General features: G+C 40.4%; 23 protein-coding genes and 3 tRNA genes. 14 read left to right on the top strand and 12 right to left on the bottom strand.

Features of this window, described 5'->3' with window-relative positions:
- Positions 1-308: 308 nt before the first annotated feature.
- The 3 genes from AN213_RS07190 to AN213_RS07200 all read right to left on the bottom strand — a co-directional run bounded on the left by AN213_RS07190 (position 309) and on the right by AN213_RS07200 (position 614).
- Positions 309-384, bottom strand: a tRNA-Phe gene (locus AN213_RS07190).
- A gap of 8 nt (positions 385-392) precedes the next feature.
- Positions 393-468 (bottom strand) — tRNA-Thr (locus tag AN213_RS07195).
- A 70-nt stretch (positions 469-538) separates the two neighbouring features.
- Positions 539-614: transfer RNA gene (locus AN213_RS07200), tRNA-Phe, on the bottom strand.
- A 263-nt stretch (positions 615-877) separates the two neighbouring features.
- Between AN213_RS07200 and AN213_RS07205 the strand changes: the two genes are divergently transcribed.
- Positions 878-3,643: a hybrid sensor histidine kinase/response regulator gene (locus AN213_RS07205; RefSeq protein ID WP_055198128.1), complete on the top strand. Its 2,766-nt coding sequence runs from the start codon at positions 878-880 to the stop codon at positions 3,641-3,643.
- A gap of 40 nt (positions 3,644-3,683) precedes the next feature.
- On the opposite strand, the gene AN213_RS07210 is transcribed toward AN213_RS07205, so the two are convergent.
- On the bottom strand, positions 3,684-3,956 hold the full coding sequence (locus AN213_RS07210; protein WP_036970432.1) for an oxidative damage protection protein: 273 nt from the start codon (positions 3,954-3,956) through the stop codon (positions 3,684-3,686).
- Between the two features lie 15 nt (positions 3,957-3,971).
- Positions 3,972-5,048 (bottom strand): A/G-specific adenine glycosylase, encoded by a 1,077-nt coding sequence (gene mutY, locus AN213_RS07215; protein ID WP_408002929.1) that lies wholly within the window; start codon positions 5,046-5,048, stop codon positions 3,972-3,974.
- Positions 5,049-5,266: 218 nt separating this feature from the next.
- Here mutY and trmB point away from each other — a divergent pair, with 218 nt between their 5' ends.
- The 5 genes from trmB to arcA all read left to right on the top strand — a co-directional run bounded on the left by trmB (position 5,267) and on the right by arcA (position 10,122).
- Positions 5,267-5,992, top strand: a complete 726-nt coding sequence (trmB, locus tag AN213_RS07220) for a tRNA (guanosine(46)-N7)-methyltransferase TrmB (RefSeq protein WP_055198132.1) — start codon at positions 5,267-5,269, stop codon at positions 5,990-5,992.
- Positions 5,993-6,009: 17 nt separating this feature from the next.
- On the top strand, positions 6,010-7,038 hold the full coding sequence (gene rsmC / locus AN213_RS07225) for a 16S rRNA (guanine(1207)-N(2))-methyltransferase RsmC (protein WP_055198133.1): 1,029 nt from the start codon (positions 6,010-6,012) through the stop codon (positions 7,036-7,038).
- A gap of 118 nt (positions 7,039-7,156) precedes the next feature.
- Positions 7,157-8,779 carry an ATP-binding protein gene (locus AN213_RS07230; RefSeq protein ID WP_055198135.1) on the top strand — a complete coding sequence of 541 codons (1,623 nt, stop codon included), beginning with the start codon at positions 7,157-7,159 and terminating at the stop codon, positions 8,777-8,779.
- Positions 8,779-9,300, top strand: coding sequence for a YfiR family protein (locus AN213_RS07235; RefSeq protein ID WP_054560772.1), 522 nt, complete (start codon positions 8,779-8,781; stop codon positions 9,298-9,300). The genes AN213_RS07230 and AN213_RS07235 overlap by 1 nt, the downstream gene beginning before the upstream one ends.
- Positions 9,301-9,405: 105 nt before the next feature.
- Entirely contained in the window at positions 9,406-10,122 is a 717-nt protein-coding gene (gene arcA, locus AN213_RS07240; protein WP_054551295.1) for a two-component system response regulator ArcA, read from the top strand.
- Positions 10,123-10,128: 6 nt separating this feature from the next.
- Here the strand turns inward: arcA and arcB are convergent, their stop codons facing one another.
- Complete coding sequence (gene arcB / locus AN213_RS07245; protein WP_054560773.1) at positions 10,129-12,456, bottom strand: aerobic respiration two-component sensor histidine kinase ArcB; 2,328 nt, start codon at positions 12,454-12,456, stop codon at positions 10,129-10,131.
- Between the two features lie 173 nt (positions 12,457-12,629).
- On the opposite strand from arcB, the gene folE2 reads away from it, so the two are divergent.
- The 4 genes from folE2 to AN213_RS07265 all read left to right on the top strand — a co-directional run bounded on the left by folE2 (position 12,630) and on the right by AN213_RS07265 (position 15,988).
- Positions 12,630-13,550 (top strand): GTP cyclohydrolase FolE2, encoded by a 921-nt coding sequence (gene folE2 / locus AN213_RS07250; protein ID WP_055198137.1) that lies wholly within the window; start codon positions 12,630-12,632, stop codon positions 13,548-13,550.
- 81 nt (positions 13,551-13,631) lie between these two features.
- The gene (locus tag AN213_RS07255) at positions 13,632-14,225 is read left to right on the top strand and encodes a DUF2726 domain-containing protein (protein ID WP_054560775.1); all 594 of its coding nucleotides are present in this window, start codon (positions 13,632-13,634) and stop codon (positions 14,223-14,225) included.
- 103 nt (positions 14,226-14,328) lie between these two features.
- Positions 14,329-15,036 carry a 5'-methylthioadenosine/S-adenosylhomocysteine nucleosidase gene (gene mtnN / locus AN213_RS07260; RefSeq protein WP_054551291.1) on the top strand — a complete coding sequence of 236 codons (708 nt, stop codon included), beginning with the start codon at positions 14,329-14,331 and terminating at the stop codon, positions 15,034-15,036.
- Between the two features lies 1 nt (position 15,037).
- Positions 15,038-15,988, top strand: coding sequence for a cobalamin biosynthesis protein (locus AN213_RS07265; protein WP_054560776.1), 951 nt, complete (start codon positions 15,038-15,040; stop codon positions 15,986-15,988).
- A gap of 58 nt (positions 15,989-16,046) precedes the next feature.
- Here AN213_RS07265 and tyrS read toward each other — a convergent pair whose 3' ends face one another.
- Positions 16,047-17,246, bottom strand: coding sequence for a tyrosine--tRNA ligase (gene tyrS / locus AN213_RS07270; RefSeq protein WP_054560777.1), 1,200 nt, complete (start codon positions 17,244-17,246; stop codon positions 16,047-16,049).
- A 399-nt stretch (positions 17,247-17,645) separates the two neighbouring features.
- Between tyrS and AN213_RS07275 the strand changes: the two genes are divergently transcribed.
- On the top strand, positions 17,646-18,962 hold the full coding sequence (locus AN213_RS07275; RefSeq protein WP_055198138.1) for a peptidoglycan DD-metalloendopeptidase family protein: 1,317 nt from the start codon (positions 17,646-17,648) through the stop codon (positions 18,960-18,962).
- Between the two features lie 124 nt (positions 18,963-19,086).
- Here the strand turns inward: AN213_RS07275 and AN213_RS20250 are convergent, their stop codons facing one another.
- From AN213_RS20250 to AN213_RS07290, 4 genes are all read right to left on the bottom strand, one after another.
- On the bottom strand, positions 19,087-19,263 hold the full coding sequence (locus AN213_RS20250; protein WP_165385086.1) for a hypothetical protein: 177 nt from the start codon (positions 19,261-19,263) through the stop codon (positions 19,087-19,089).
- 127 nt (positions 19,264-19,390) lie between these two features.
- Complete coding sequence (locus AN213_RS07280) at positions 19,391-20,521, bottom strand: sodium ion-translocating decarboxylase subunit beta (protein WP_054560779.1); 1,131 nt, start codon at positions 20,519-20,521, stop codon at positions 19,391-19,393.
- A gap of 10 nt (positions 20,522-20,531) precedes the next feature.
- Positions 20,532-22,304 (bottom strand): sodium-extruding oxaloacetate decarboxylase subunit alpha, encoded by a 1,773-nt coding sequence (gene oadA, locus AN213_RS07285; protein ID WP_055198140.1) that lies wholly within the window; start codon positions 22,302-22,304, stop codon positions 20,532-20,534.
- Positions 22,305-22,319: 15 nt separating this feature from the next.
- Positions 22,320-22,568, bottom strand: coding sequence for an OadG family protein (locus AN213_RS07290; RefSeq protein ID WP_054560781.1), 249 nt, complete (start codon positions 22,566-22,568; stop codon positions 22,320-22,322).
- 534 nt (positions 22,569-23,102) lie between these two features.
- On the opposite strand from AN213_RS07290, the gene AN213_RS20045 reads away from it, so the two are divergent.
- Positions 23,103-23,276 carry a DUF1328 domain-containing protein gene (locus AN213_RS20045; protein ID WP_064971747.1) on the top strand — a complete coding sequence of 58 codons (174 nt, stop codon included), beginning with the start codon at positions 23,103-23,105 and terminating at the stop codon, positions 23,274-23,276.
- A gap of 51 nt (positions 23,277-23,327) precedes the next feature.
- The gene (locus tag AN213_RS07295; RefSeq protein WP_054551284.1) at positions 23,328-23,519 is read left to right on the top strand and encodes a hypothetical protein; all 192 of its coding nucleotides are present in this window, start codon (positions 23,328-23,330) and stop codon (positions 23,517-23,519) included.
- Between the two features lie 485 nt (positions 23,520-24,004).
- On the opposite strand, the gene AN213_RS07300 is transcribed toward AN213_RS07295, so the two are convergent.
- Complete coding sequence (locus AN213_RS07300; protein WP_055198142.1) at positions 24,005-24,928, bottom strand: hypothetical protein; 924 nt, start codon at positions 24,926-24,928, stop codon at positions 24,005-24,007.
- Positions 24,929-25,052: 124 nt separating this feature from the next.
- Here AN213_RS07300 and AN213_RS07305 point away from each other — a divergent pair, with 124 nt between their 5' ends.
- Entirely contained in the window at positions 25,053-25,520 is a 468-nt protein-coding gene (locus AN213_RS07305) for a YcxB family protein (protein WP_054561186.1), read from the top strand.
- Position 25,521: the final 1 nt, after the last annotated feature.

The following is a 25,521-nucleotide window of genomic DNA, read 5'->3' on the forward strand; positions in this document are numbered from 1 at the left end:
TATCAGCTATCAGCTATCAGCTATCGAAAATCTTCCATGTAGTTATTCTCTTATACAAGAACTTATTATTCTTATTCGCGCGAAATAAATTTCACGCCTACGGTACCGGGTTTAGCCATAGCAATGTGCGGGCACAATCTAACTTTACTCTTTCCCCTTGCTAACTCGCTAACTTATGTATTTAAAACCTGAAAGCTGATAGCTCTTATGTTCATCGCGCGAAATAAACTTCACATCTACGGGATGTAAAATCGTGATTTGGAGGGACAGAAACAAAAAAGCCTCGCGATTGCGAGGCTTTGAATCAATGGTGCCCAGAGGCGGAATCGAACCACCGACACGAGGATTTTCAATCCTCTGCTCTACCGACTGAGCTATCTGGGCAAAATAAATGGTGCCGACTATCCGAGTTGAACGGATGACCTACTGATTACAAGTCAGTTGCTCTACCAACTGAGCTAAGTCGGCACACTAAATCTGTGTGCTATGCACGATACTGATGTTTAAAGCATAAATTAAACACCAATATATTAAATAATGGTGCCCAGAGGCGGAATCGAACCACCGACACGAGGATTTTCAATCCTCTGCTCTACCGACTGAGCTATCTGGGCGTGCGGCGTATTAAACGGGTTTTGCCTTCTCAAGTCAACTTTTTTTTGAGGATTCTAACTGTTTGCACAGTTTTCAATCAAGATTGCTGTTTTTAATAGTTTTTAGCTTATTTAATCTACAAACTTTGTGCTTTTTGGTTGACCCTCATCATAAAAGGGTTACCTATGTTAAAAACGTGGTGAATTTTTCTTCATAGATGGTAGGATTGTCCAATAATCAAGAATATGCTTAATGATGCTGTATAATTTGTTGGACTAAAGCCATGCCAAGTAAATCAAATTCACCTGTAAAAGGCCTACTACCGCTTTTTATAATCACGAATCTTGTCATCACCCTACTTGCGGTTGTTGCTTACTCTTTTTATCCAACAAGTGAAGTAACTCAGCAAGATAGCAAACCAACTATCACAGCGCAGCAATTATCAAATCAGCTTTCAGCACCTCTAATCAGCGCATTAACTATGCCTGGCCAAGATAAAGTAAAAGAGGTTCTCGATTTAAGTCACCTGCTTAATGATGGCTTTGATTACTATTTATATCGATATGAATTCAACGGCGATGTATCGCTTGTATACGCCAGTAATAAGAAGCTAATCGAAGCCAGTAAAGTTAATCAAAAGCTAGAACAAAACACCCTTATTCATACGGTGTTAGAGTTTAATGATCAACCAGTTGGTGAACTAGTTATAAAGCAACACCCGATTGCTGAACCCATTGCGCAGTCTGCAGGTCTTGCATATGGTTTAGCCGCATTGACTTTAGTAGCACTGGCTATTTTATCTTTTGCCTTAAGTATCTTTATTAATAAGCGTTTTACTAAAAGTAGTGAGTCATTAAGCAGTGAGTTAATGGCCATCACAGACAATGCTGACTACCAAGCCCAAGTAAATGAAAACCTAGATTTTGGTTTGGATTCAGTAGCAAAAAATATCAATTTATTACTTAATAAAGTTCAATCAGCAATAACAGAGAACAAAGCTGCTCAGGCAGATTTACAGAAACTACAAAGTGGTCTAGAAAACGAAGTACAAAACCGTACTCTAGCTCTTGAGCAAGCAACTCTCAAAGCCGAACAGGCAAACGAAACCAAAACGACTTTCTTAGCAACCATGAGCCATGAAATTCGCACCCCTATGAATGGGGTTATCGGTACCATTGACTTACTTCGCCAAACTGAGCTTGATGGTGCGCAGCACAGATTAAGTACAATTATTCGTGATTCTGCATTTTCTTTATTAGGCATATTAGATGACATTCTCGATTTCTCGAAAATCGAAGCAGGTAAACTGAATATCGATAATATTCCTTTCTCAGTGTCAGACACCATTGAAGAAGTCGCTCGTGTTTTATCATCGGTGGCCAAAAAGCGTGACCTTGAATTAGAGCTGGCAATTGCGCCAGATATCCCTACAAATTTGATTGGTGATACGGTGCGTGTTCGCCAAGTACTTTATAACCTATGCAGTAATGCAATTAAGTTCACTAGTACTGATGATAAACATAAAGGCCACGTTAAAATCTCGGTAGAGGTGGCTCAAAACACCACTGATCACTACACCCTGCGTTTTAGCGTATTAGACAACGGCAAGGGTATGACGCAAGCACAGCTTCGCGAAATCTTTAACCCATTCATTCAAGCTGAAGGCTCAATCACCCGTGAATACGGTGGTACTGGTTTAGGCTTATCGATTTGTAAAAGCTTAACTGAGCTAATGCTAGGTACCATCTCTGTAACAAGTGATTTAGGTATTGGTAGTGAGTTTGTTGTCGAGTTACCTTTTAGTACACAAGGTAAAGTTGAATATGCTCACAAGCAGGTAATGAAAGACCAACGTGTTGTAGTTGTAACCAATCATGATGGCCGAAAAAAACTACTTACTCGTTATCTATCATTTATGGGGGCAACACCTGTTATTGCTGATAGCAGCGACAAAATCGAAGCTGAACAAGATAAAAAAGATATTATTTGGATCCTCGATGGTATCGAAACCATGGAAGATATTAACTATATCTTACGTCGCTTGCTATACACCTTAGAAGACAATAAACAGCAAGTAATTGTGTTAAGTAAACTAGATGAAGCCGCTGTTAATCATAAAAATATCTTCTATCTAAATGCTGCACCGCTGTGTAAGTCTAACTTTATGATGTCGCTACTAGTGGCGGCAGGTTTACATAAGCCAAAACAAATTGCTTCGGCTAAGTCATTTAACGACTATTTAAGTGTTGATAAAGCCCGCGAAGAGAACAAACTTGTATTGCTTGTTGAAGACAACGTATTAAATCAGCAAGTGTTAACTGATCAGCTCCATCTATTAGGTTATGGTGTTGAAGTAGCTGAAAATGGTGAAAAAGGCCTTGAAGCATGGCGTGAAGGTAAACACTCAATTATCTTGACCGATTTACACATGCCGAAAATGTCAGGCTACGATATGGTTGAAAAAATTCGTCATGAAGCATCGCAGCTTGAAGATATTAACGCGCAACCTTATGTGATTGCTATCACCGCCAATGCCCTTAAAGGCGAAAAAGAACGCTGTTTAAGCATAGGGATGAATGATTACATCACCAAGCCTGTTGAGCTAAATGTGCTCGAGGCCACTTTGCACAAATGTGCATACAAAACGAATCCTGAAGCCACTAAACTTGAAGTTAAAAGACCAACAGCGCCTATTGATATGGCGATGCTTGCTAACTATGTAAACAATGATGAAGCAAAGAAACTACGCTTTTTCAAAATGTATTTAGAGCAAAGTAATCAACTCAGTAAAGAAATCAACAGTGGTGTTATTGAGCAAGACTTAGAGAAAATAATTTCAGCCTGTCATCAGCTCAAGTCAATCTCAAAAACGATTGGTGCAATGAAAGTTGCAGAACTAGCTGCCGAATTTGAAAAACGCTGCAAAGAAGATGAACTGTCAAGCGATGATTTAATTGAACTGCGCGATAGTTATGAAATTGAATACTCCAAAGTAGCTCAATTCTTAAAAGAGCAAATACAAAGAGCTGAGCAAGAAGCAACACATTAAAAAAGGGCCTATTGGCCCTTTTTACTTTTAATTTCTTCGTTTATTTTTCTGGAGGACGGTAGCCTTCAATTTCCACGTCTTTACCTTCAAATAAGAAACCTACCATTTGCTCTTCTAAAAAAGCACGGTGCTCTGGGTCCATCATGTTCAGATGTTTTTCGTTGATCAACATCGTTTGCTTATGTTGCCATTGGCCCCATGCTTCTTTACTGATGTTGTTGAAAATCTTTTCACCTAGTTCACCCGGGTATAGTTGGAAGCCTAAGCCTTCAGCTTCTTTTTGTAACTTTTGACAAAATACTGTGCGTGCCATAATTGCTCTCTACTCTTATTGCGTGATGCTATTGTAATCTATTGCGCTTAATTGTTTAACCAGCTTTTTCGTTGGGGCTGCAAGGCCAACCTCAACTGACTCATCAAGCGGATACCAAACTAGTTGCCGCTCATTAATAAGATCTGGAATACTCGGCAAGGTTAAAACATGTGGGTTGATGGTTAGCTCAAAATGCGAAAATACATGGGTAAAGGCTTCAAGTGCCTGCGTATTGTTTGATAAACCATGCTGGGCTAAAAATGTTTCTAGCTCAGATAATTCGCTAAACTCAAAAAAGCCAAACAAACCACCCCATATCCCTGAGCTTGGGCGCTTTTCCATAAGCACCTTATTATCGCAGGCTAGTATAAGTTGATAACATGACTTTTTCGGCACAGCTTTTTTCGGTTTTGAATGCGGGAACTCTTTAACTTTACCTTCTTTAAAAGCAAGGCATTTACTATTTAAAGGGCAAGGCTCACAGTCAAACTTACTTCGCGAACAAAGACTTGCACCTAAATCCATCATAGCCTGATTAAACTCAGTGACCGACTCTTTAGGCGTTAATTGCGATGATAATGACCAAAGGTGATTTTCGACCTTTTTCACTCCATACCAGCCTTCAACCATAAAAAAGCGTGCCAGTACTCGTTTAACATTACCATCTAAAATTGGATGATGTTGGCCAAGTGACAAAGACAAAATTGCCCCAGCAGTTGAACGTCCAATACCCGGCAAGTCCATCACCTCTTCAAGCGTGGTTGGAAATTTACCTTGGTATTTATCACGAACTATTTTTGCCGTTTTATGTAAGTTGCGCGCCCGGGCGTAATAGCCAAGCCCAGTCCAATGGTGAAGCACCTGATCTTCATCGGCATTAGCAAGCGCAATGATGTCAGGAAAGCTTTGCATAAACTTTTCAAAGTAAGGAATAACAGTTACTACTTGGGTCTGCTGTAGCATGACCTCAGAGATCCATACCTTATAAGGGGTTTTATTTAGCTGCCATGGCAGAGTTTTACGGCCATGAAGGTGGTACCAGTCAACCACTTGGTTTGCAAACCAGGTTGACTCCTTATTGCTTAAATTCAAAATAACATCTTTACTTGCTGAAGCTCATTGCGGTCAAGTCTATTGCAGTTAGTTAGGCCAAGCAAGTCGTACAGACTGCGCTCTGCCTAAATTGCTCTCATATAGACGCAATATTAATCTCGAAAGATAAACAGCCCCTGACTATTGTACTCAAGGCGCAGGTCAGGGATAATACGCAACCTTTTTCTATAGTCAGTATTTTAATCAGGCCAAAATATATGAGTGACTCAAGTAACCCAAACCTCGAGCAAGCAAAGCAAGAGGGTAAATATATCCGCACGATTCGTAGTTTCGTTAAGCGCGAAGGTCGCCTAACAAAAGGCCAAGCGGCAGCCATCGAGAAGTGTTGGCCAACTATGGGCCTTGAGCACAAAAATGGCATGCTAAACCTAGCAGAAGTGTTTGGTAACGATAACGATGTGGTACTAGAAATCGGTTTTGGTATGGGCAAATCGCTAGTTGAAATGGCTAAAAACGCACCAGAACTTAACTTCATTGGTATTGAAGTTCACCGCCCAGGTGTAGGTGCTTGTTTAATGGATGCCGATGAAGCTGGTGTAACAAACTTACGCGTATTCGAGCATGATGCGGTTGAAGTGCTTGCTGACTGTATTGCCGATGAAAGCTTATCTAAGCTGCAATTATTCTTCCCTGATCCATGGCATAAAAAACGTCACCATAAGCGTCGTATCGTACAACCAGAGTTTACACAAAAATTACGTAGCAAATTAAAAATTGGCGGTGTTTTCCATATGGCCACTGACTGGGAAAATTATGCAGAGCATATGCTAGAAGTAATGCAAGTGGCTGAAGGCTACAAAAACCAATCAGAAACTAACGATTACGTTCCTCGCCCAGATTCACGTCCACTGACAAAATTTGAGCAGCGCGGTCACCGTTTAGGTCACGGCGTATGGGATCTAATGTTCGAGCGTACTAAGTAATAAAAGGTAAAAGCAGCATGAGTAAGTTAACCAACCCAAGTTTACTATTGCTTCGTAATGAAGACGAACTTGTTGGGCAATCGATTTTAGTGGTTAACTTTGAGCAAGATGGCTTTTTACGCGAACTTAAAGCGCTAAATCCCGACGCAAAAATTACTGCGTTCAGTTATAACCATGCAAATGCTATGTATGCCAGCAAAATAGCCGGTATACATGCAGTGGTTGATCACACTATTCCAAATAATAACTACGATTTAGTTATCTACTATTATCCAAAAGCAAAGCCAGAAGCACAAATGTGCCTTGATAACATTCGTGCTGTTTGCCATCAAGATGCGCAACTATTTGTAGTAGGTGAAAATAAAAGCGGTGTTAAATCAGCAGAGAAACAACTAAAAGACCACTGTGGTTTTAGTAACAAGATCGATAGTGCCAAGCACTGTATTCTGTATTTATTCTCTGAGCTTACGCTAAGCGATAACTTTGCTATCAGCCATTACCACAAACAATTCCAAGTAAAAGCCGGCGATATTGAATTTACTGCGATCAGTGTTCCAGGCGTATTTAACCACGGTGCGCTTGATGTAGGCACTGCGGTACTTCTGAATAATGCGCCAACTGTTAGCAAGGGTAAAGTACTCGACTTTGCTTGTGGCGCTGGCATTATTGCTGCTTACTTAGGTTTAAAGCAGCCTGAGCTTGAATTTGTATGTAGCGATGTAAGTGCTCTTGCAACTTACGCCACTGAGCAAACGCTTGCGTTAAATGACCTCAAAGGCCAAGCAATTTTGAGTGATGGCTTAACTGATATTAATGGTAAATTTGACCTAATCATCAGTAATCCACCGTTCCATACGGGGATTGCCACAGATTACACCATTGCCGAAGCATTTCTTAGCTCAGCAAAGCAACACTTGAGCAAGCAAGGTAAATTGACCATAGTTGCAAACAGCTTCTTAAAATACCCACCGATTTTAGAAGCACAATTTGGCCAATACAGCACAGATTTCAAAAATACTAAATTTGCCGTTTACTCAGCTAAATAAAAGTTGAGTAAATAGCTTATTCGTAGCAAAAATATTTTTTAAAATATTTAGTTACTTTCAAATGTCTTTGCTAGACTAAACTCTTACTAATAACAAAAATTCTGGCCTTCTATAGCGCATGCCGATATTTTCGACACAAACAAGTATTCGTAAAGCGTTGACCAATGCGGTAATGCTAGTCACTGCATTATGCTTGTCTTTGTCTATTTCTATTTCGACTTATCTAGACGTAAAAGAACAAAAAGCGCTGATTGTCGATAAAATCTCTATCCTATCGAAAATAATTGCCTACAACGCTCAAATTACCGTGTTGTTTGACGATAACGAGACCGAATCTGAGCGCTTAAAGTCATTTGAATCTGTGCCGCTTATTAAAAACATCCATATTTATTCAATCGATGAGTTATCAAACGAGCCGGTGTTTTTTAGTAGCTTTAATGCCAACCGAACACCACCAGTACCCATTAAAGTTGGCAGTATAGATAACCTATTAGAGCCACGCTTTAAAGATAAAGATATAGAGCTAATAACGCCTATCGTATACGAAGGGGACACTATAGGTTACGTATACGTTCGCGGCGGATTAGATAGGTTAAACCAATATATCAATCGTAAAATTATCATTGATATTTTACTCACCTTGTTCGTTTTAGTTCTGGTGTACTTTGTTGCTAGACGTATTCAAAAACGCATTGCAAACCCTATTGATGAGCTAAGTAACCTACTGCAAGACGTGTCGAAAAACCATAACTATGATACTCGCGCACAAAAAACCAATATTGATGAAATAAACCAGCTAGCGGGCAGCTTAAATATCATGCTCTCGCGCACTCAAAAACAAATTGAGCGCCACGAAAAAGACAAACAAGAAATAAAACAACTTAACCAAAGCCTTGAAGAAAAAGTAAATCAACGAACAATCGCATTACGTGAGGCTAACCAAGAGCTGCTCAATACCCTTGAGCGTATGCACCAATACCAAAACCAAATCGTCGAAAATGAGAAAATGGCGTCACTGGGGCAAATGGTTGCAGGTGTTGCTCATGAGGTTAACACACCTATTGGGTTAGGTATTACAGGCTCAACGCTGTTACGTGATAAGCTGGCAGAAATTCACGCGCAGTTTGAACAAAAAACTTTAACTTCAGCACACTTAAAACGCTTTATTAATGACGGCATTGAAAACCTCGATCTTATCTATCGCAATCTTAACCGTGCAGCAGAGCTCGTATCTAGCTTTAAGAAAGTGGCTGTTAATCAAGATGTAGAAGTCAGCACCAAAATCAATTTAAATGATTTATTAAATGATGTGGTGATGTCGATGCGCTCAGAGATTCAATATCGTAATCCTAAAATTACGATTAACTGTAGCAATGACGTTAGTATTGAAACCAAATCGGGGCCTTTACAACAAGTACTACAACAGCTGCTAAGCAACTCTGTTATACATGCATTTAGCGATAACCAAGATAATGAAATCACCTTTAATGTTGATCGCAACGAAAGTAGCTTGAGTATTCACTACTTCGATAATGGTATTGGCGTTGAGAAATCAATTCGCAAACGTATTTTCGACCCATTTGTAACTACTAAACGTGGTGAAGGTGGCAGTGGTTTGGGCATGCACCTAGTTTATAACTTAGTGACTCAAGCACTTGGTGGTAGCATCGTATACGATGAACTAGCTGACGAAGGGGCTCACTTTATTATTACTCTGCCATTGCAAGAAGGTGCAGCGTAATGAGATTAGTGAGTTGTATCTTATTAGCTTTGCTTGTTGTATGCCCTGCATTTGCCAAATCACCGGACCAAGTTAAATCAGCCTTTTTGTATCAAATTGCTAAGTTCACGAAATTTAATGACCAAGTGAACCCTCCCCCTATTTCATTTTGTTTTTATGACTTAGATAAAGGTCCAGGGGCGTTCCTTAAAGACAGAAATGAACTGCAAATTAACAAAAAACCAATTAACGTTATATTAGTGAAAAAAACCCAGCAAATTTCTGAACTTTCTCAAGTTTGTGATATCACATACATTGATGAAACATTAGAAAATGATATACTTCCACTTTGGACCGATACAATTTCATTGGATACTTTAACAATAGGTGAAAGTATCAGCTTTTTAGAAAATGGCGGTATAGCCTCTCTGGTTCAAGAAGGAAATAAAATCCGACTGTATATCAATAAGCAGCACGTATTGCAGCATAACTTTAAAGTGCAATCTCGATTGTTAGCTATGGCTAAGTTTTATCCAAATTGATTTTACTTGTTAACAATTGGATCTAATCCTATAATCTCTAGTATTCGGTTTTGCTTGATAATACCGAATTTTTGTAAATAAAATTTCCGAAAAGGTTAATATACAATGCAAACGCCAGTCATTCTGATCGTAGAGGATGAAGACGTAACTCGACTAAACCTCGTTAGTTTATTTGAAGCTGAAGGTTACAAAGTTATTGAAGCCATTGATGGCGATGATATGCATGACAAGCTTACAAATAATGATGATGTGAACCTTGTAGTTATGGACATCAACCTACCAGGTAAAAACGGGCTAATCTTAGCGCGTGAATTACGTCAAAAACGTAACGTTGGTTTAATTTTCTTAACAGGTCGTGACAACGACGTTGATCGCATTTTAGGTCTTGAAATTGGTGCTGATGATTACATCACAAAACCATTCAACCCTCGCGAATTAACTATTCGTGCTCGTAACCTTATTTCGCGCACAGCTCTAGGTGGCGAAGAAGCGAATATCGAAACAAATGGTGTTATCACATTTAACGGTTGGGAACTTGATGAAAACAGCCGTTGTTTAACATCTCCAAGCGGCGACGCTAAACGTTTACCTAAAGGTGAATACCGCGCGCTACGCTTAATGCTTGACTCACCGGGCCGTATCTTCAGCCGTGAGCAATTAATCAAGCACATGACTGGCCGTGAGCTTCGCGCTAACGACCGTACTGTAGACGTAACAATTCGTCGTATCAGAAAACATTTTGAAAGCGATAACAGCACATCTGAGCTGATCAGCACCATCCATGGTGAAGGCTATCGCTTCATTGGTAAAATCGACAGCTAATTAGAATTAATCTTCTAACTGTTGTAAGAATAATTGGAGGGCGTCACGCCCTTCATTTATTTTCACTGCGAGTTCATCAAGCCACTGTTGTAACTCTTCACTACTTTCTTCAAGCGCGCCATGTTCCATCTTCTTAGCATGTAACTGCACATCGTTTAAACCTACAGAGCCAGCTGCACCTTTTAATTTATGTGCCACCGATTTGTACTCTTCTCTATCATCTGCCGCTAACGCATCTGCCAGCTCAGTTTGGTACTGAGGATTTAACTTATTAAATAACTCACAACTGCGATTAAAGATAACCAGCCCCATTGAGCCTACAAAGTCTTCGATGGTTTCTATATCGAGCAGCTCAACGCGAATACCCGATAAATCTTTTTCAGTCACAGCTTTGATTGGCTCAGGCTGACAGTTTTGTTGCTGCTTGATATCAAATAACTCACCGAGCATTTTATCGAGTTTAGTGGTATTGATAGGCTTAGCGAGTGCACCTTGAATATTAATACCAGCAAGCTCTTCTTCGGCGCTACGCACGTTGGCAGTTAAGGCAACGATTGGTAAGTTATCAAAGTGTTCATCGTCACGAATTTGACGAGCAACTTCATCACCATTGATATCAGGTAATTGCATATCAAGTAAAACTAGGTCTAAGTCATCTTCTGTGTAGACAAACGACAGCGCATCCTCACCAGTTTCAGCCCAAATAACTTCGTGACCACGCTGCTCAAGTAAGTTAGTAGCAATTTCAGCATTTAGCGGCACATCTTCCACTAAAAGAATGTTTAAGCTGCGTACCGCATAACTTTGCTCGGTAGGCGCAATACAGAGCTTAAGCGGTATTTCAACAACAAAAACACTGCCCTCACCTTCAGTACTGCTGACATTAATTTCACCTTTCATTGCGCTAACAAGTGCTTTTGTTACCGCAAGGCCGATACCAGAGCCAATAGCATTGGTACCGTTAATATCTGGTGCTTTGTAGTACATGTCAAAAATACGATGCAGCTGCTCTTGTGGAATACCTTGCCCCGTGTCGCTCACACGCATCACTAACCACGGACCATCGGCACGATTCTCACGACGACATTCAAGCTCTACATGGCCTTGCTGAGTAAACTTAACGGCATTATTGATAAGGTTCCAAACAACTTGGCGTAAACGGGTCGGATCAAGAGATGCGTAAACATCCAGTGTGCCTTTACGTTTAATATTGAACTCAAGGCCTTTTTGTTCAGCAATTAAGCCTGCAAAATTCACTACGTCATTAATAAAGTCGGCCACATTGACTGAGTCAGCAACAATATCGAGCTGCTCACGGTCAATTTTATCCAAGTCGATAATATCGTTAAAAATATTGCCAAGGGTCTCGGCACTTGAAAACACCGTGTTACACCAACTACGTTGCTGTTTATCGAGTTCAGTATCAAGTAGCATGCGGGTTAAACCCACAATACCGTTAAGCGGCGTTCTTAATTCATGGCTTAAAGTTGCAATGAATTTCCCTTTATCTTTATAAGCTGCTTCAAGGGCTTGTGCTGCTTCTTTACGACTGGTGATATCACGGCCAAAGGCAAGTAAACCTATGTACTCACCTTTTTCATTAATAAAAGGTAACTTACGCATTTCAAACCAGCGCTTTTCACCATCAACGGGGTATTCAACGTCAAGCGTCAGAGCTTGATGGGTTTGAGATACTTTTTTGTCGGTGCGCAGTACTTCTGGTAAATAATCACTTGGGTAGATTTCTTCGACACTTTTACCAATTAGCTCATCGCTACTTTTACCTATCACTTGTTCAAACATTTTATTACAGCCGGCAAATACACCATTGTTATCGCGGTAATAAAATAAATCGGGAGATGAGTCGACAATAGAGCGCAATAGCATGCCTTGTTGCGCAAGCTCTTGTTGGGTCTTCTTACGCTCGGCGATTTCGCGTCTAAGTTCTTCTATTGCTCTGTGTTTGGCATGAAACGCCATTTTACGCTCATCAATCTCTTCGTTTAAGCGACTGATATTGTCTTTTAGCGTTTGATTGAGCAGTTTTTCTTGTTTGGTTGCGCTATCTAGGTAGCTATAAGAAGCTTCTAATTGGCGAATTGAGTTAAGCAGTACAGTTATTAAAATCGGCGATACCACCGCAGTGAAGAACATCACCGCTAAAACATCAACTAAAGTTACCGTTCCAACTGCTACATAATAAAACATGCACGATAAGATCAGCGACATGACCAATAATAAGGCATAACAGGCAGCGGCAGTTTTAAACTCACCATACTTAGAAATAAAGCTTGAGAGTGTGCGAGCCCACGGACTCAAAGAAGAATCAATCATATATAAAGCTTAGGCACATAATCGAAAAAAAACAGCATAGCTAATTTTATCACTATTCCTTTAGAAATATTCATATTGTGCGATAAACATAGAATTTTTTCATCAACGCCGCTTTTTTATATTTTTTCATGTAAAATACCGCGCTTTAATAATTGCAAAGAATGAGTATTACCATGCAAACCACAATGCCAGATATTGCTGATACGGCTCCCGCCTTACAAACAGGTAAATTAGACTGGGTTGGCATGGGCGAAATTGAACTTCCTTTCATTTTTGAAACTCGCAATATTGCCCCTGTAAATGTAATTGCCAAAGCGCGAGCTTTTGTAAACTTGCATAAAGAAGACGCAAAAGGCATTCATATGTCGCGTTTATTTTTAGCTCTTGATACCTTATCAACCGAGCAGCAAGTTAATCCGCAAACTCTCAAGCAAGCACTTGATGCCTTTATTAGCAGCCATGATGATTTAAGTGACCAAGCACAAATCGAATTTAAATTTGAGCTACCTCTGCGTCGTAAATCTTTATTAAGTGGCAAAGTAGGTTGGAAAAACTACCCTGTTCATTTGATCGCTAAGATCAACCAAGGCACTGTAAGTTTTGAGTTAATGGTTGATGTTACTTACTCGTCAACATGCCCATGTTCAGCGGCTCTTGCTCGTCAATTAATTCAAAATGCCTTTAGCGAAAAGTTTGCAGAGCAAAATATTGATAAGCAAACTGTTTTAGAATGGCTAGGCACAACAGACGGCATTGTTGCTACACCACACTCACAGCGTTCAATTGCAAACGTGAAAGTAAAACTCGACAGCCAAATTGACAGTTTTGATGTGGTTGGCTTAATTGATGCTTTAGAAGCTGAGCTAAAAACGCCAGTACAAGCGGCAGTTAAGCGTGAAGATGAGCAAGAGTTTGCCCGCTTAAATGGTCAAAACCTCATGTTCTGCGAAGATGCTGCACGTAAAATTAAAGGTTTACTTGAACAGCAAAACTACGCAGATTATTGGCTGCAAATAAACCACTACGAATCACTTCATGCTCACGACGCAGTAGCTATCGCTGTTAAAGGGGTTGCTGGCGGATACACGGCTTAAAAATTTCGGGTGACTCCACACACTTAGGCACGCTAATTGCTATTAATTTTCAGTGTCAATTTGTTGTTGTGGAGTTACCGTATGGAATTCGCTTTATTATCAATTTTAGTATTAGTCGTAGTAGCCTCTGTTGTTGCGTCAAAGTTTACCGATGAAGGCGGAAACCCTTATCCTTTCACTCGTAAGCAAACTGTTTTTACGCAAGTTGAGAGTGCTTTCTTACATCTTCTAGAACGTGCTGTAGGCGACCAATATAAAATCGTCAGCCGCGTTAAACTCATTGATTTAATCGACTGTAAGCAAGGCTTATCTGTCAAAGCTAAGCGCGCTGCAATGGCTAAAGCCAAAAACAAACAGTTAGATTACGTGCTTATCGACAAAGACAAACTTACTATTGTTGCCGCCGTTGATTTAGTCAATAACACCAACCGCGACGGCCATAAAGCACAACGTGACTGGTTTGTTAGTGGCGCGTTAGAAGCGGCAGGCATCCCGCATATTCGCATGAAGGTAAAATCAGGTTATCAACCAAGAGAAGTGCGTGATGCAATCATGTTTAAACTTGGTAAACCTGCAGCAGCGCCTGCAAGACCTGCACGCAACCGCGTTACTAAACCTGCGGTATTATCACCATCACAAGCAAAAGCACACTCAACGGCGCTTGCAGAAATATAACCTGTCATAATATTGGCAAAAGCAGACTTTAAGGTCTGCTTTTTTGTTTGTTTCAGGCATTTTTAGGTATAATCATCCTATTCAATCTAAGGAATCAAATATTATGCACGTTGGTATTATTGGCGCGATGGAGCCAGAAGTAAAAATCTTACGCGAAGCAATGGTAAACCCAAGCATCATGACTAAAGCTGGTTTTACCTTTTACACCGGTGAACTAGCGGGTAACACAGTTACTTTAGTTCAATCTGGTATTGGTAAAGTGGCTTCTGCAGTAGCAACAACACTACTGATCGATAACTTCAGTCCAGATTGTGTGATCAACACAGGTTCTGCAGGTGGTTTTGAGCCATCGCTAAATGTAGGCGATGTGGTTATTTCTTCAGAAGTTCGTCACCATGATGTAGACGTAACTGCATTCGGTTACGAAATCGGTCAAGTACCACAAATGCCAGCTGGCTTTGCTGCGCACCCTAAACTGATTGAAGCGGCAGAGCAAAGCGTAAGTCAAATCAGCGATGTTAAAACCATGATTGGCCTAATTTGTACTGGTGATTCATTCATGTGTGACCCGGTACGAATTGAAAAAACACGTGCTGAATTCCCAACTATGCTTGCAGTAGAAATGGAAGGTGCAGCAATTGCACAAGCTTGTCATGTGCTAGAAACACCATTTGTTGTTATTCGTTCAATGTCTGACATTGCTGGCAAAGAGTCGCCGCAATCATTTGAAGAGTATATCGAAACTGCATCTATCAACTCATCTAAAATGGTTGTTGCTCTTTTAGAGAAGCTAACATCGGTGAGTTTATAAAGTGATTGCAAATATTGTTCAAAACCATTTGGACATTATTGTATTTTTTGTCGCGCTCTTAGCTGAGCGCTTCTTTCCTTTGGTTAGTTGGTATCATCCTAATACCTTTTTAACCGTTATTTTCTCTGCGCTTAGCGAGCGTTTATACAACCCAACGAACCCCAAAAGCTATCAATATTTAGCCTCAACCTTAGCTTTTACTCTCACCATTTTAGTGATAGTGACATTGGTTGTGCTGTTTTTAGAGTTTGCTTTTTACCCTGAGCTATTAAATGGCTTAATTTTATATTTGTTACTCAGTAGCCGCGCTCAAGAGAAGAAATCATTACGTATTGCCAGATTACTCAAGCTCAACCAAAAAGCGACTGCAAGAGAGCTACTAGCTAGCCTCGTTGCCCGTGATGTATCACGTTTATCAGCCCCAGGCATTTGCAAAGCAACCATGGAGTCACTGGTGCTACAAAGTGCGCGGCATTATTTTGCCGTTATATTCTTTTATCTACTTGGCGGCGCTATCCTTGCTTTGGTTTATCGTTTACTCACATTAATTCATCAAGCATGGCGAAAAAACCTAAAACCCAACAACCCGTTTTTGGCTCCCATTGCTAAGTTACTGTTTGTATTGGAGTGGTTACCCACTCGATTAGTTGCATTAACGATTGCAGCAACCAATGCCAGTAAACAGTGTATTCATTATATAAAACACTATGGCAGACACTTTTATCAAACCAATACAGGATGGCTGTTAAGTGTTACATCGGCTGCTTTGCAAGTGCAATTAGGCGGCCCTGCCCTTTACCAAGGTGAGCGCTTTAATAAAATGCGTGTTGGGACCGATCGCTTACCAGATGCCGATGATATTCCTGCCTTAGTGAATCGCTTAAATCAAGCGAAAGCATTTTGGTTACTACTGATAGTCGGGATTGAAGTAATTGGCCTATTCACAAACTAATCAAAATATAAGCACAAAAAAACCAGCCGCAGCTGGTTTTTTATACCAATTAGCTTTATTAAGCTAAGGTGATTTTAGCAAACTTACGTTTACCTACTTGGTAAATCTGTGTTGTGCCTTTAGCAACTTCAAGCTTAGTATCCGTTACTTTCTCTTCACCATTAATCTTTACAGCACCTTGTTTAATCATACGCATTGCTTCTGACGTACTAGCTACAAGGTTAGCTTCTTTTAATAGATTAGTAATAAACACAGTATCTTCAGCAATTGTTACTGTCACTTCTGGGATCTCATCTGGTAATGCATTCTTTTGGAAACGCTTGATGAAATCTTGATGAGCACCTTCGGCTGCTTCTTCACTGTGGAAACGTGCAATCATTTCTTTTGCAAGCTCAATCTTGATGTCACGCGGGTTTGCACCATCAGCAACACGCTGTTTAAGCGCAGCAATTTCTTCGATAGATAATGCACTTAATAAGTCATAGTAACGCCACATTAGATCATCGCTGATAGACATTACTTTACCAAACATGTCGTTTGGCTCATCAGTAATACCAATGTAATTACCTAATGACTTAGACATTTTCTGAACGCCGTCAGTACCTTCAAGCAGTGGCATCATAAGTACTGTTTGTGGCTTTTGGCCTTCGTCTTTTTGTAATTCACGACCCATTAATAGGTTAAAACGTTGGTCTGTACCGCCAAGCTCAACATCAGCTTCTAATGCAACTGAGTCCCAACCTTGTACCAGTGGATATAAAAATTCGTGGATAGCAATCGATTGACCGTTGGCATAACGCTTTTTAAAGTCATCACGTTCTAGCATACGTGCTACTGTTTGACGCGCAGCCAGTTTAATCATACCTGCTGCACCTAAGTTCTCCATCCAAGCAGAGTTGAATGCAACCGTTGTTTTTGCAGGATCAAGAATTTTAAATACTTGCTCTTTATAGGTTTCAGCATTAGCTAAAACATCTTCACGAGTTAACGGTTTACGTGTTACGTTTTTACCCGTTGGATCACCAATCATACCGGTGAAGTCACCGATTAAGAAAATCACTTCATGACCTAGGTCTTGGAAGGTTTTCATTTTGTTGATAAGAACTGTATGACCTAAATGCAGATCAGGCGCAGTTGGATCGAAACCCGCTTTGATCTTAAGTTTCTTACCAGACTTTAGCTTTTCGACTAATTCGTCTTCAATTAATATCTCTTCTGCACCGCGTTTTATCTCAGCTAGAGCGGTTTGTAAATCCACTGTGTATTACTCCAAAAATTCAGCTACCGGGGCGTGGTGGCCTATCAGGGTTATAAAATATAGAGCTAAAAACTTTAAAATTTAGCTAGTTAGCACCAAAAAGCGACACTAGAAAAAAGCCTAACTTAAATAGTTTAAGAAACAGCCCTGAAGGCAGCGCGCATGATTGTTCTTTATACCGCGTTATTGCAATTTAATGAAGGTACTTTAGTTAACTAATATAGATTTAGTTTAACCATAGGCATCTGCTGCAATTTTAACCAAAAAAGTTTAACGCGCTGAGCAATTCTAGCGTAAAATAGCGCCAGTTTAAATCTACAAAACACTGGTATTTGCTCTATTTTAGGTATATCCTGCGATATTAGTATTTAAATTTCTTGACAGCAGAAAAGGCACGATATGGTTCACGTAGTGCACAAACTTCCCAAAAAACACAAACTGCTTATTCTCGGTTTGGTTTCTGCTATTGTTGGCTTGGCATTATTGCCTTCTGAAAAAGCCACCGCTTCAAAGGATAACAGTGCAAAAGCACTTGAAATTGGCAAACGCTACGAATTACAAGTTAAAGTTGATGATAACGAAAAACTAACTGAGCTTAATTCACAGCAAGCAGCAGCAAAACTTCCAGAATACGAGCTTATCGACCATGAAGTACGTAATGGCGATAATTTAGCACTTATCTTTAAACGTGCGGGTTTCTCAGCGCAAACATTACACAAACTAGTTAACACCAACGCTGAAACTCGTAAGTTAACAAAAATTCACCCAGGCGAAACCTTAAGCTTTGCAACGGCTGAAGATGGTTCTCTAGCGCAGCTACGTTATGTGATTTCAAAAACAGATACCTTATACGTTACATTAAATGACGAAGGTAACTACGACACTTCTATCGATAGCAAAGAAATCGAAACGCTAAGTAAGTCGGCTGGCGGCGAGATCTCTAATAGTTTTTGGACGTCAGGCATTGCCGCTGGCTTGAGCGAGCGTCAAATTATGAATTTTGCTGACATCTTCGGTTGGGATGTCGACTTTGCTAATGACATTCGTAAAGGTGACCAGTTTGGTCTAATTTATGAAGCTCACTATGTTGATGGTGAGTACATTGGTGATGGTAAAATTATTGCCGCAGAATTTATTAACCAAGGTGAGCGTTATACAGCTATTCGCCATACTGATGGTAACTTCTACACGCCTGAAGGCCGTAGCATGAAAAAAGCCTTCTTACGCGCACCTGTTAACTTTAAGTATATTAGTTCGAGCTTTAACCCGCGTCGTTTACACCCAGTGACCAAAACGGTAAAACCACATAACGGTATCGATTACGCAGCGCGTACCGGTACGCCAGTTGTATCATCGGGTAATGGTAAAGTGATTAAAGCAGGCTACAGTAAATACAATGGTAATTATGTATTTATTAGCCATGGCACACAGTATGTGACTAAGTACTTACACTTAAACAAAAAGATGGTTAGAACTGGTCAGAAAGTGAAACAAGGCCAGAAGATTGGTACTGTTGGTGCGACAGGTCGTGTGACGGGCCCACACTTACACTATGAATTCTTAGTAAACGGTGTTCACCGTAACCCTAAAACGGTCAAACTACCTAAATCAGAGCCTCTACCGCGTGATGAGTTAGCTAAGTTTAAACCGATTGCTGATAACTTCTTAGCGCAATTACAGCGTAACCGTGAGTTACAATTAGCGTTAAATAAGTAGTTAAGTAAACATAAAAAAGCCGCTTCAACTTGAAGCGGCTTTTTTGTGCCAGAATAAATCTGGCTAAAACTATTATAGACTTTACTAAAATCAGTACTGATAGCACTGCGGGTTAATACAATTACTACCTTAAAAGAACATAGATAAGTTGAATAATCAGCGAAATCATCACCAGAGGCCAAATATACTTTGCATACTTTGTCGCGCCATCAAGCCCCATTTTAGACTGATACTTTTCAAGTAGCGGTATTAAAATAACCAAAGCAACAAAAAGGCATAATAAGATAATAAAAATATTCATGGTGGCTTCCTTACACAACTATCATTTAACTACAATTTCTTTAGGGTGACCCTAGTCTATAGGCAAAAAAAAGCGCAGTAAAATTACTGCGCCAGTCGGTTGGAAGTAAATCGACTTAATCGTGTTATTAGCCAACAATCGCTAACAAAATACCTGCTGCAACGGCACTTCCTAATACCCCTGCTACGTTTGGTCCCATGGCATGCATTAACAAGAAGTTATGCGGGTTGCTCTCAAGACCTACCTTATTAACCACACGTGCTGCCATTGGTACCGCTGACACACCGGCTGCGCCTACTAATGGGTTGATTGGCGATTTAGAGATCTTATTAAGACCTTTTGCCATAAACACGCCTGAAGCTGTACCAATTGCAAAGGCTAAAGCACCTAACACCAAAATACCGATTGTTTCTACGGTTAAGAACTTATCGGCTGCAAGCTTTGAGCCTACCGCTAAGCCTAAGAAAATGGTGGTAATGTTGATGATTTCGTTTTGTGCACTATTGCTTAAACGATCAACCACACCTGATTCACGCATCAAGTTACCTAAGCAGAACATACCTACCAGCGGTGTTGCCGCAGGTAAAAACAAGATAGTTAAACTAAGCACCATTAATGGAAAAACAATTTTCTCTTTTTTCGATACTGTACGAAGTTGCGGCATTTGAATTTCGCGCTCTTCTTGCGTTGTTAGTGCGCGCATAATTGGCGGCTGAATAATTGGCACAAGTGCCATGTATGAATAAGCCGCTACTGCGATTGCACCAAGTAAATCAGGTGCCAACTTAGATGCTAAGAAAATAGCTGTTGGACCATCTGCCCCACCAATAATGGCGATGGCCGATGCATCCTGTAGCGAAAATTCAAAGCCAGGAATAAAGTTAAGTAGAATTGCACCAAATAAAGTAGCAAAAATACCAAACTGCGCAGCCGCGCCCAACAGCAACATACGCGGATTTGCTATCAGGGCACTAAAGTCTGTGAGTGCACCCACGCCCATAAAGATCAAAAGTGGGAATACCCCAGAGTCAATCCCGATATGGTACACGTAATATAAAAGACCACCCGGCTCAGATAACCCAGCAACTGGGATATTAGTTAAAATAGCCCCAAAGCCGATAGGTAATAACAACAGTGGCTCAAAGTTACGGGCGATTGCTAAATAGAGTAACAAGCAACCAACCGCAATCATGATCAATGCTGGAAAGGTAAAGTTAGCAATACCCGTGGCATGCCAGAGGTTTAAAACACCATCCATCCTCTGTCTCCTATGCCAGTGCGATTAGCGCATCGCCAGTGGCAACAGAGTCGCCTTCTGCTACTAATACTTCAGCTATTGTGCCTGAGTGTGCAGCGCGAACTTCTGTTTCCATTTTCATCGCTTCCATAATGATAACCACATCACCTTCATTTACTGTTTGGCCAGCTTTTACCTTCACTTTGAAAATATTGCCTGCTAACGGCGCGTTTAAGGTTTCGCTAACAGACGCTGAAGCTGACTGAGGAATTAACTCACTGTCTTTTAGGGTTACTTCTTTGAGCTCACCACCTTGCGCTACAACGACATCGTAAACTTTGCCATCCACTTTAACGCTGTATTGCTCTGCTTTTGCAGGGCTTGTAGAGGCTGGCTTAGTTTCTGACTTAGCGACTTCACCCGTTGGAATTGCTTCAAACGCATCAGGGTTGTTACGGTTTTTAATAAACTTAAGGCCGATTTGAGGGAATAATGCGTAAGTAAGCACATCATCAATCACGTCATCAGCAAGCTCTAAACCTTGCTCTTTAGCTTCACTTAATAACTCTGCTTCAAGCTTCTCAAGTTCAGGTTCAAGCTTATCAGCAGGACGGCACGTAATTGCTTCAGCCCCCTCTAGTACACGCTCTTGTAGCTCTTTATTCATTGGCGCCGGTGTTGCACCATACTCGCCTTTGAGTACACCCGCAGTTTCTTTAGTGATGGTTTTATAACGCTCGCCAGTCAACACATTAAGTACCGCTTGAGTACCTACAATTTGCGACGTTGGTGTAACTAGAGGAATGTAACCTAAGTCTTCACGTACACGCGGGATCTCAAGTAATACTTGATCAAGCTTATCAGCAGCACCTTGTTCTTTAAGCTGATTCTCCATGTTAGTTAACATACCGCCAGGTACTTGGGCTAATAAGATACGACCATCAACACCTTTAAGGCTGCCTTCAAATGCAGCGTATTTCTTACGTACATCACGGAAATAAGCGGCAATTTCTTCTAACTCATTTAAATTAAGGCCGGTGTCACGCTCTGTGCCTTCAACAATTGAAACAATGGTTTCTGTTGCGCTATGACCATAGGTCATACTCATTGACGAAATAGCCGTATCAAGCATATCGATACCCGCATCGATTGCTTTTTGGTAAGTTGCAGTACTTAAACCTGTCGTCGCGTGACATTGCATTGCGATAGGAATAGATACAGTTTCTTTTAAGCCTTTGATCAACTGTTCGCAATCATATGGCTTTAATAAACCCGCCATATCTTTGATACAAATTGAATGACAACCAAGATCTTCTAGTTGTTTTGCAAGCTCAAGCCACATATCAAGCGTATGGACTGGGCTTACTGTGTACGAAATAGTACCTTGGGCATGAGCACCTACTTTAACTGCAGCTTTAATGGCAGTTTCAAGGTTACGTACATCGTTCATCGCATCGAAAATACGGAAAACATCAACACCGTTTTTGTGGGCACGCTCAACAAACTTTTCGACTACATCATCAGCATAATGACGGTAACCTAGAAGATTCTGTCCGCGTAGTAGCATTTGTTGCTTAGTGTTTGGCATTGCCGCTTTTAGCTCGCGAATACGTTGCCAAGGATCTTCACCTAAATAACGGATACACGAGTCAAACGTCGCACCACCCCATGATTCAATTGACCAGTAACCCGCATTATCGAGTTTTTCTGCCATGGGTAGCATATCGTCTAAGCGCATACGCGTTGCCAAAAGAGACTGGTGTGCGTCACGCAATACTAATTCGGTTAATTTTAATTTAGCCATGTTTAAGCTGCCCCGTTATTTTTGTTTATTTCGAAATTGAGCAATTGCAGCGCTGATTGCTGCAATATGTGCCTGTGGCACACCCTGTTGAGGTTGAATTTTTGCTGTACGCGTAGGTTCTGCAGTTGCAGGATCATCAAATCGACCCACTACCTTTGACATTAAAGTGACTGCTGAAATCAAAATAGTCAGAAAAACAAACACGCCTACCATGCCTGTCACCATCAAACTGGCCGCAGTGGTGAGTAATCCACCTATATCCATACGACTCCCCTCGCTTACTTAAAATAAAAAGTTATTTTTGTTAAATAATTATGCACCAATAATAACAAACAAAATTCATTTGTATAGCACCATTGTAAATTGGTAAAACCAATTAAATTTAAAATAACATGACGCACATATAATTAACACCCTACTATTAGCGCATTTAAAGCCCCGTTATAGATGATATAAATAGTCAATATAGCCAAATGTTATATGTTCAGCTATTAACCAATCATAGTAAAAAGCCTAAAAACCACGCACAACAAGGTGTTAGAGCTATTACCTTACAATAAAGTTAAATTGGTCTTACCAATAATCACAGAAATACTCTTTTTCTTCATTCAGCTCAATATGAAAAAATATCACTATGAATAAGTTACATGCTTACTCGTAAAAGTTACCAAATGATGAACCCTCTCAAGAACAACAAAAACACTCAACCCTTTGAAATATATAAAATAAAACTTATGGCACAGAACTCGCTTTAGTTGCATCGAACTTAAGAAAATTTAAATAGCCAAGGAGACCACTATGTTACGCTGGACAATTACTTTTTTAGTTATCGCGTTAATCGCAGCAGTGTTAGGTTTTGGCGGTATCGCAGGAGCCGCTGCAGGCATCGCTAAGATTATCTTTTTTATATTTTTAGTATTACTAGTTATTTCGCTGGTATCAGGAGCACTTAGAGGCAGTGTCCCTAAGTAGTTAAAAGCAGATAACCACTTACTTTATTTTAAATTTACAAGGAATTTCATTATGAAAAATTCAACTTTAAAAGCCGCTACTATCGCCCTATTTTCAGGTTTATTCATCATGGGTTGTGAAGACAACTCTGCTGAAGACGCAGGTGAGCGTATTGATGAAGCAATTACTGATACACAAAATGCAGTTGAAGATGCATGTGAAGAAGTAAAAGAAGGTGTTAACGCAGAAGAAACTAACTGCTAACAACACACCTTACTTAAGAAAAGCGGCCAAGTGCCGCTTTTTTGTGTATGCAAGTTAGCAAGTTAGCAAGTTAGCAAGTTAGCAAGTTAGCACAAGTTAGCAAGTTAGCAACTCTAGTCTGCCTGCTGCTTGTGTCAAGGAGCTTGCTAACTTTACTCTTTCCCCTAGAAACCCGTTAACTTGTTGGGTTTCGCTCCGCTCTACCCTACGTCACGTAGGTCGTCATTTATGGCGACACATGTTTTATCACTCATACTTGACGGGCTAAAGCCCGACCTACGACTTACACGTAGATTTAAGAAACATCGCGCGAAATAAATTTCACGCCTACGTGAGCCTCAAACTCGCTAACTTGTTGGGTTTTAATCTGATAGCTGACGGCTGAAAGCTGATGGCTCCTTTCTCTAGAAACTCGAAACTTTACTCTTTCCCCTAGAAACTCATTAATTTGTTGGGTTTCGCTCCGCTCTAACCAACCTACGATATTACTTACAACCCATTGTAAGAGGCTTGTTTGTCGTTACACTCGCTATATGCCACTGGCCGTCGATAAAACTCACCTTTGCGACATCACTTACAGCAAAGTCGCCAGGTACATTTAAACGCGTTAAGTTACTCGCTAGCTGCTGCTGACAATATGGGCCGGTATCGCCATGCATTACAAGTACAGGCTTATTGGTGTGCTTTGCGAAATCGCTGATGGCATCTCGGTATATTTTAAATGCATCACAATTAGAGCGTTGTGATTCACTGCAAGCAGGTTTACTGGTCGGGTGGTAAATATCAGCCTGAAAACCAAATACATAGGCCTTAGCGTCTTGCTGAACAAGCGCTTGTTTTAACCAAGTTAAGTTGTACTTATCACGCTTGTCGGCGGCATCTAGTGCAGCGTTTTTATCACTTTTTAAAATTTGTGAGCGACCATTAAAAGTGCCCGGTATATGTAAGGTACGAAACTCAATACCATCAAACTGCCAGCGAGCATTTTCTAGCATTTCAGCTTGGGTTGCATAAACCTGAAGTTGCTGTACTTTTTTTGTATAAGCATCGTCGAACATCAAGCCTTTAACAAAGCTTAGCCGTTCAAGCTCATCAAAACGCACCGATAGCTTTTCTCGGTCGCAATCGGTCCATTCATTATCACCCGGGGTATAAATAAAAGGCTGTGTGGTCAACGACGTTAATAACGCTTTATTACTTTGCAAAAGTTTATTCGTGCAAGCAAGCGCTCCCGATTTCATGTCACCAAGATGCATTAAAAAGCCATGAGGTGTTGCTGCGATTGCCTTGGTAATTTTTCCGTCTTTGGCGAGATTGATTTCATCAATCGGGGTGTATGGCATATCGCCCATAACTAAAAAAGTATTTGTGGTCATTGCAAGTGCTAATGACATTGAACTAACAAACATACAACTTACACCTTTAAAATACGCATACCTTAAGCTCTCACAATGACAACTAAATGAAAACCAACTACGGAAGATTTTTTCTATCAATGTTAAACTGCCGCCAGCAAATTAAGTGAGCCCACAAATGACTTTAAGTACAACTTACAAATTAGATAAACCGTATTATTACGAATGCTTTGATGAGTCTTTACCTTATTCATCACAAGCTAAGCCTAAATACCCGCTATTGGTATTATTAATAACCTTAGGCTTATTAGCTTTTTATCAATTAGATAATCATTATTTAGGCAGCTTTATGATTATGCTTGCCGTGGTTGAGTGCTTATCGTTTTACTACAAACGCCCATGGTGGGTCGCAAGACAAATGATGAGTCGTGCATCGGGTAGCGAAGTGACTGTCGTATTTAATGATGAAGGCGTTAAAGCCGAAAACCCGCATAAAAGCTACCAATTAAGCTGGCAACAAATTAGTGAGATTATTGAAACTGAGCGAGGTTATATTTTAAAGGCTCAGCGCGGTATGCAATATATTTCTAAACAAGCGCTAAATGATGAAATGACAGCAGAACTAAATAAAAGAGCCACTCAGTGAG

This window comes from Pseudoalteromonas sp. P1-8 (assembly GCF_001399985.1).
In the GTDB taxonomy this organism is placed as follows: Bacteria; Pseudomonadota; Gammaproteobacteria; order Enterobacterales; family Alteromonadaceae; genus Pseudoalteromonas.

Coding starts and splice junctions, on each gene's coding strand:
- AN213_RS07205 (WP_055198128.1), top strand. CDS start 878: ATGCCAAGTAAATCAAATTCACCTGTAAAAGGCCTACTACCGCTTTTT.
- AN213_RS07210 (WP_036970432.1), bottom strand. CDS start 3,956: ATGGCACGCACAGTATTTTGTCAAAAGTTACAAAAAGAAGCTGAAGGC.
- trmB (WP_055198132.1), top strand. CDS start 5,267: ATGAGTGACTCAAGTAACCCAAACCTCGAGCAAGCAAAGCAAGAGGGT.
- rsmC (WP_055198133.1), top strand. CDS start 6,010: ATGAGTAAGTTAACCAACCCAAGTTTACTATTGCTTCGTAATGAAGAC.
- AN213_RS07230 (WP_055198135.1), top strand. CDS start 7,157: ATGCCGATATTTTCGACACAAACAAGTATTCGTAAAGCGTTGACCAAT.
- AN213_RS07235 (WP_054560772.1), top strand. CDS start 8,779: ATGAGATTAGTGAGTTGTATCTTATTAGCTTTGCTTGTTGTATGCCCT.
- arcA (WP_054551295.1), top strand. CDS start 9,406: ATGCAAACGCCAGTCATTCTGATCGTAGAGGATGAAGACGTAACTCGA.
- arcB (WP_054560773.1), bottom strand. CDS start 12,456: ATGATTGATTCTTCTTTGAGTCCGTGGGCTCGCACACTCTCAAGCTTT.
- folE2 (WP_055198137.1), top strand. CDS start 12,630: ATGCAAACCACAATGCCAGATATTGCTGATACGGCTCCCGCCTTACAA.
- AN213_RS07255 (WP_054560775.1), top strand. CDS start 13,632: ATGGAATTCGCTTTATTATCAATTTTAGTATTAGTCGTAGTAGCCTCT.
- mtnN (WP_054551291.1), top strand. CDS start 14,329: ATGCACGTTGGTATTATTGGCGCGATGGAGCCAGAAGTAAAAATCTTA.
- AN213_RS07275 (WP_055198138.1), top strand. CDS start 17,646: ATGGTTCACGTAGTGCACAAACTTCCCAAAAAACACAAACTGCTTATT.
- AN213_RS20250 (WP_165385086.1), bottom strand. CDS start 19,263: ATGAATATTTTTATTATCTTATTATGCCTTTTTGTTGCTTTGGTTATT.
- AN213_RS07280 (WP_054560779.1), bottom strand. CDS start 20,521: ATGGATGGTGTTTTAAACCTCTGGCATGCCACGGGTATTGCTAACTTT.
- oadA (WP_055198140.1), bottom strand. CDS start 22,304: ATGGCTAAATTAAAATTAACCGAATTAGTATTGCGTGACGCACACCAG.
- AN213_RS07290 (WP_054560781.1), bottom strand. CDS start 22,568: ATGGATATAGGTGGATTACTCACCACTGCGGCCAGTTTGATGGTGACA.
- AN213_RS20045 (WP_064971747.1), top strand. CDS start 23,103: ATGTTACGCTGGACAATTACTTTTTTAGTTATCGCGTTAATCGCAGCA.
- AN213_RS07295 (WP_054551284.1), top strand. CDS start 23,328: ATGAAAAATTCAACTTTAAAAGCCGCTACTATCGCCCTATTTTCAGGT.
- AN213_RS07300 (WP_055198142.1), bottom strand. CDS start 24,928: ATGTTTGTTAGTTCAATGTCATTAGCACTTGCAATGACCACAAATACT.
- AN213_RS07305 (WP_054561186.1), top strand. CDS start 25,053: ATGACTTTAAGTACAACTTACAAATTAGATAAACCGTATTATTACGAA.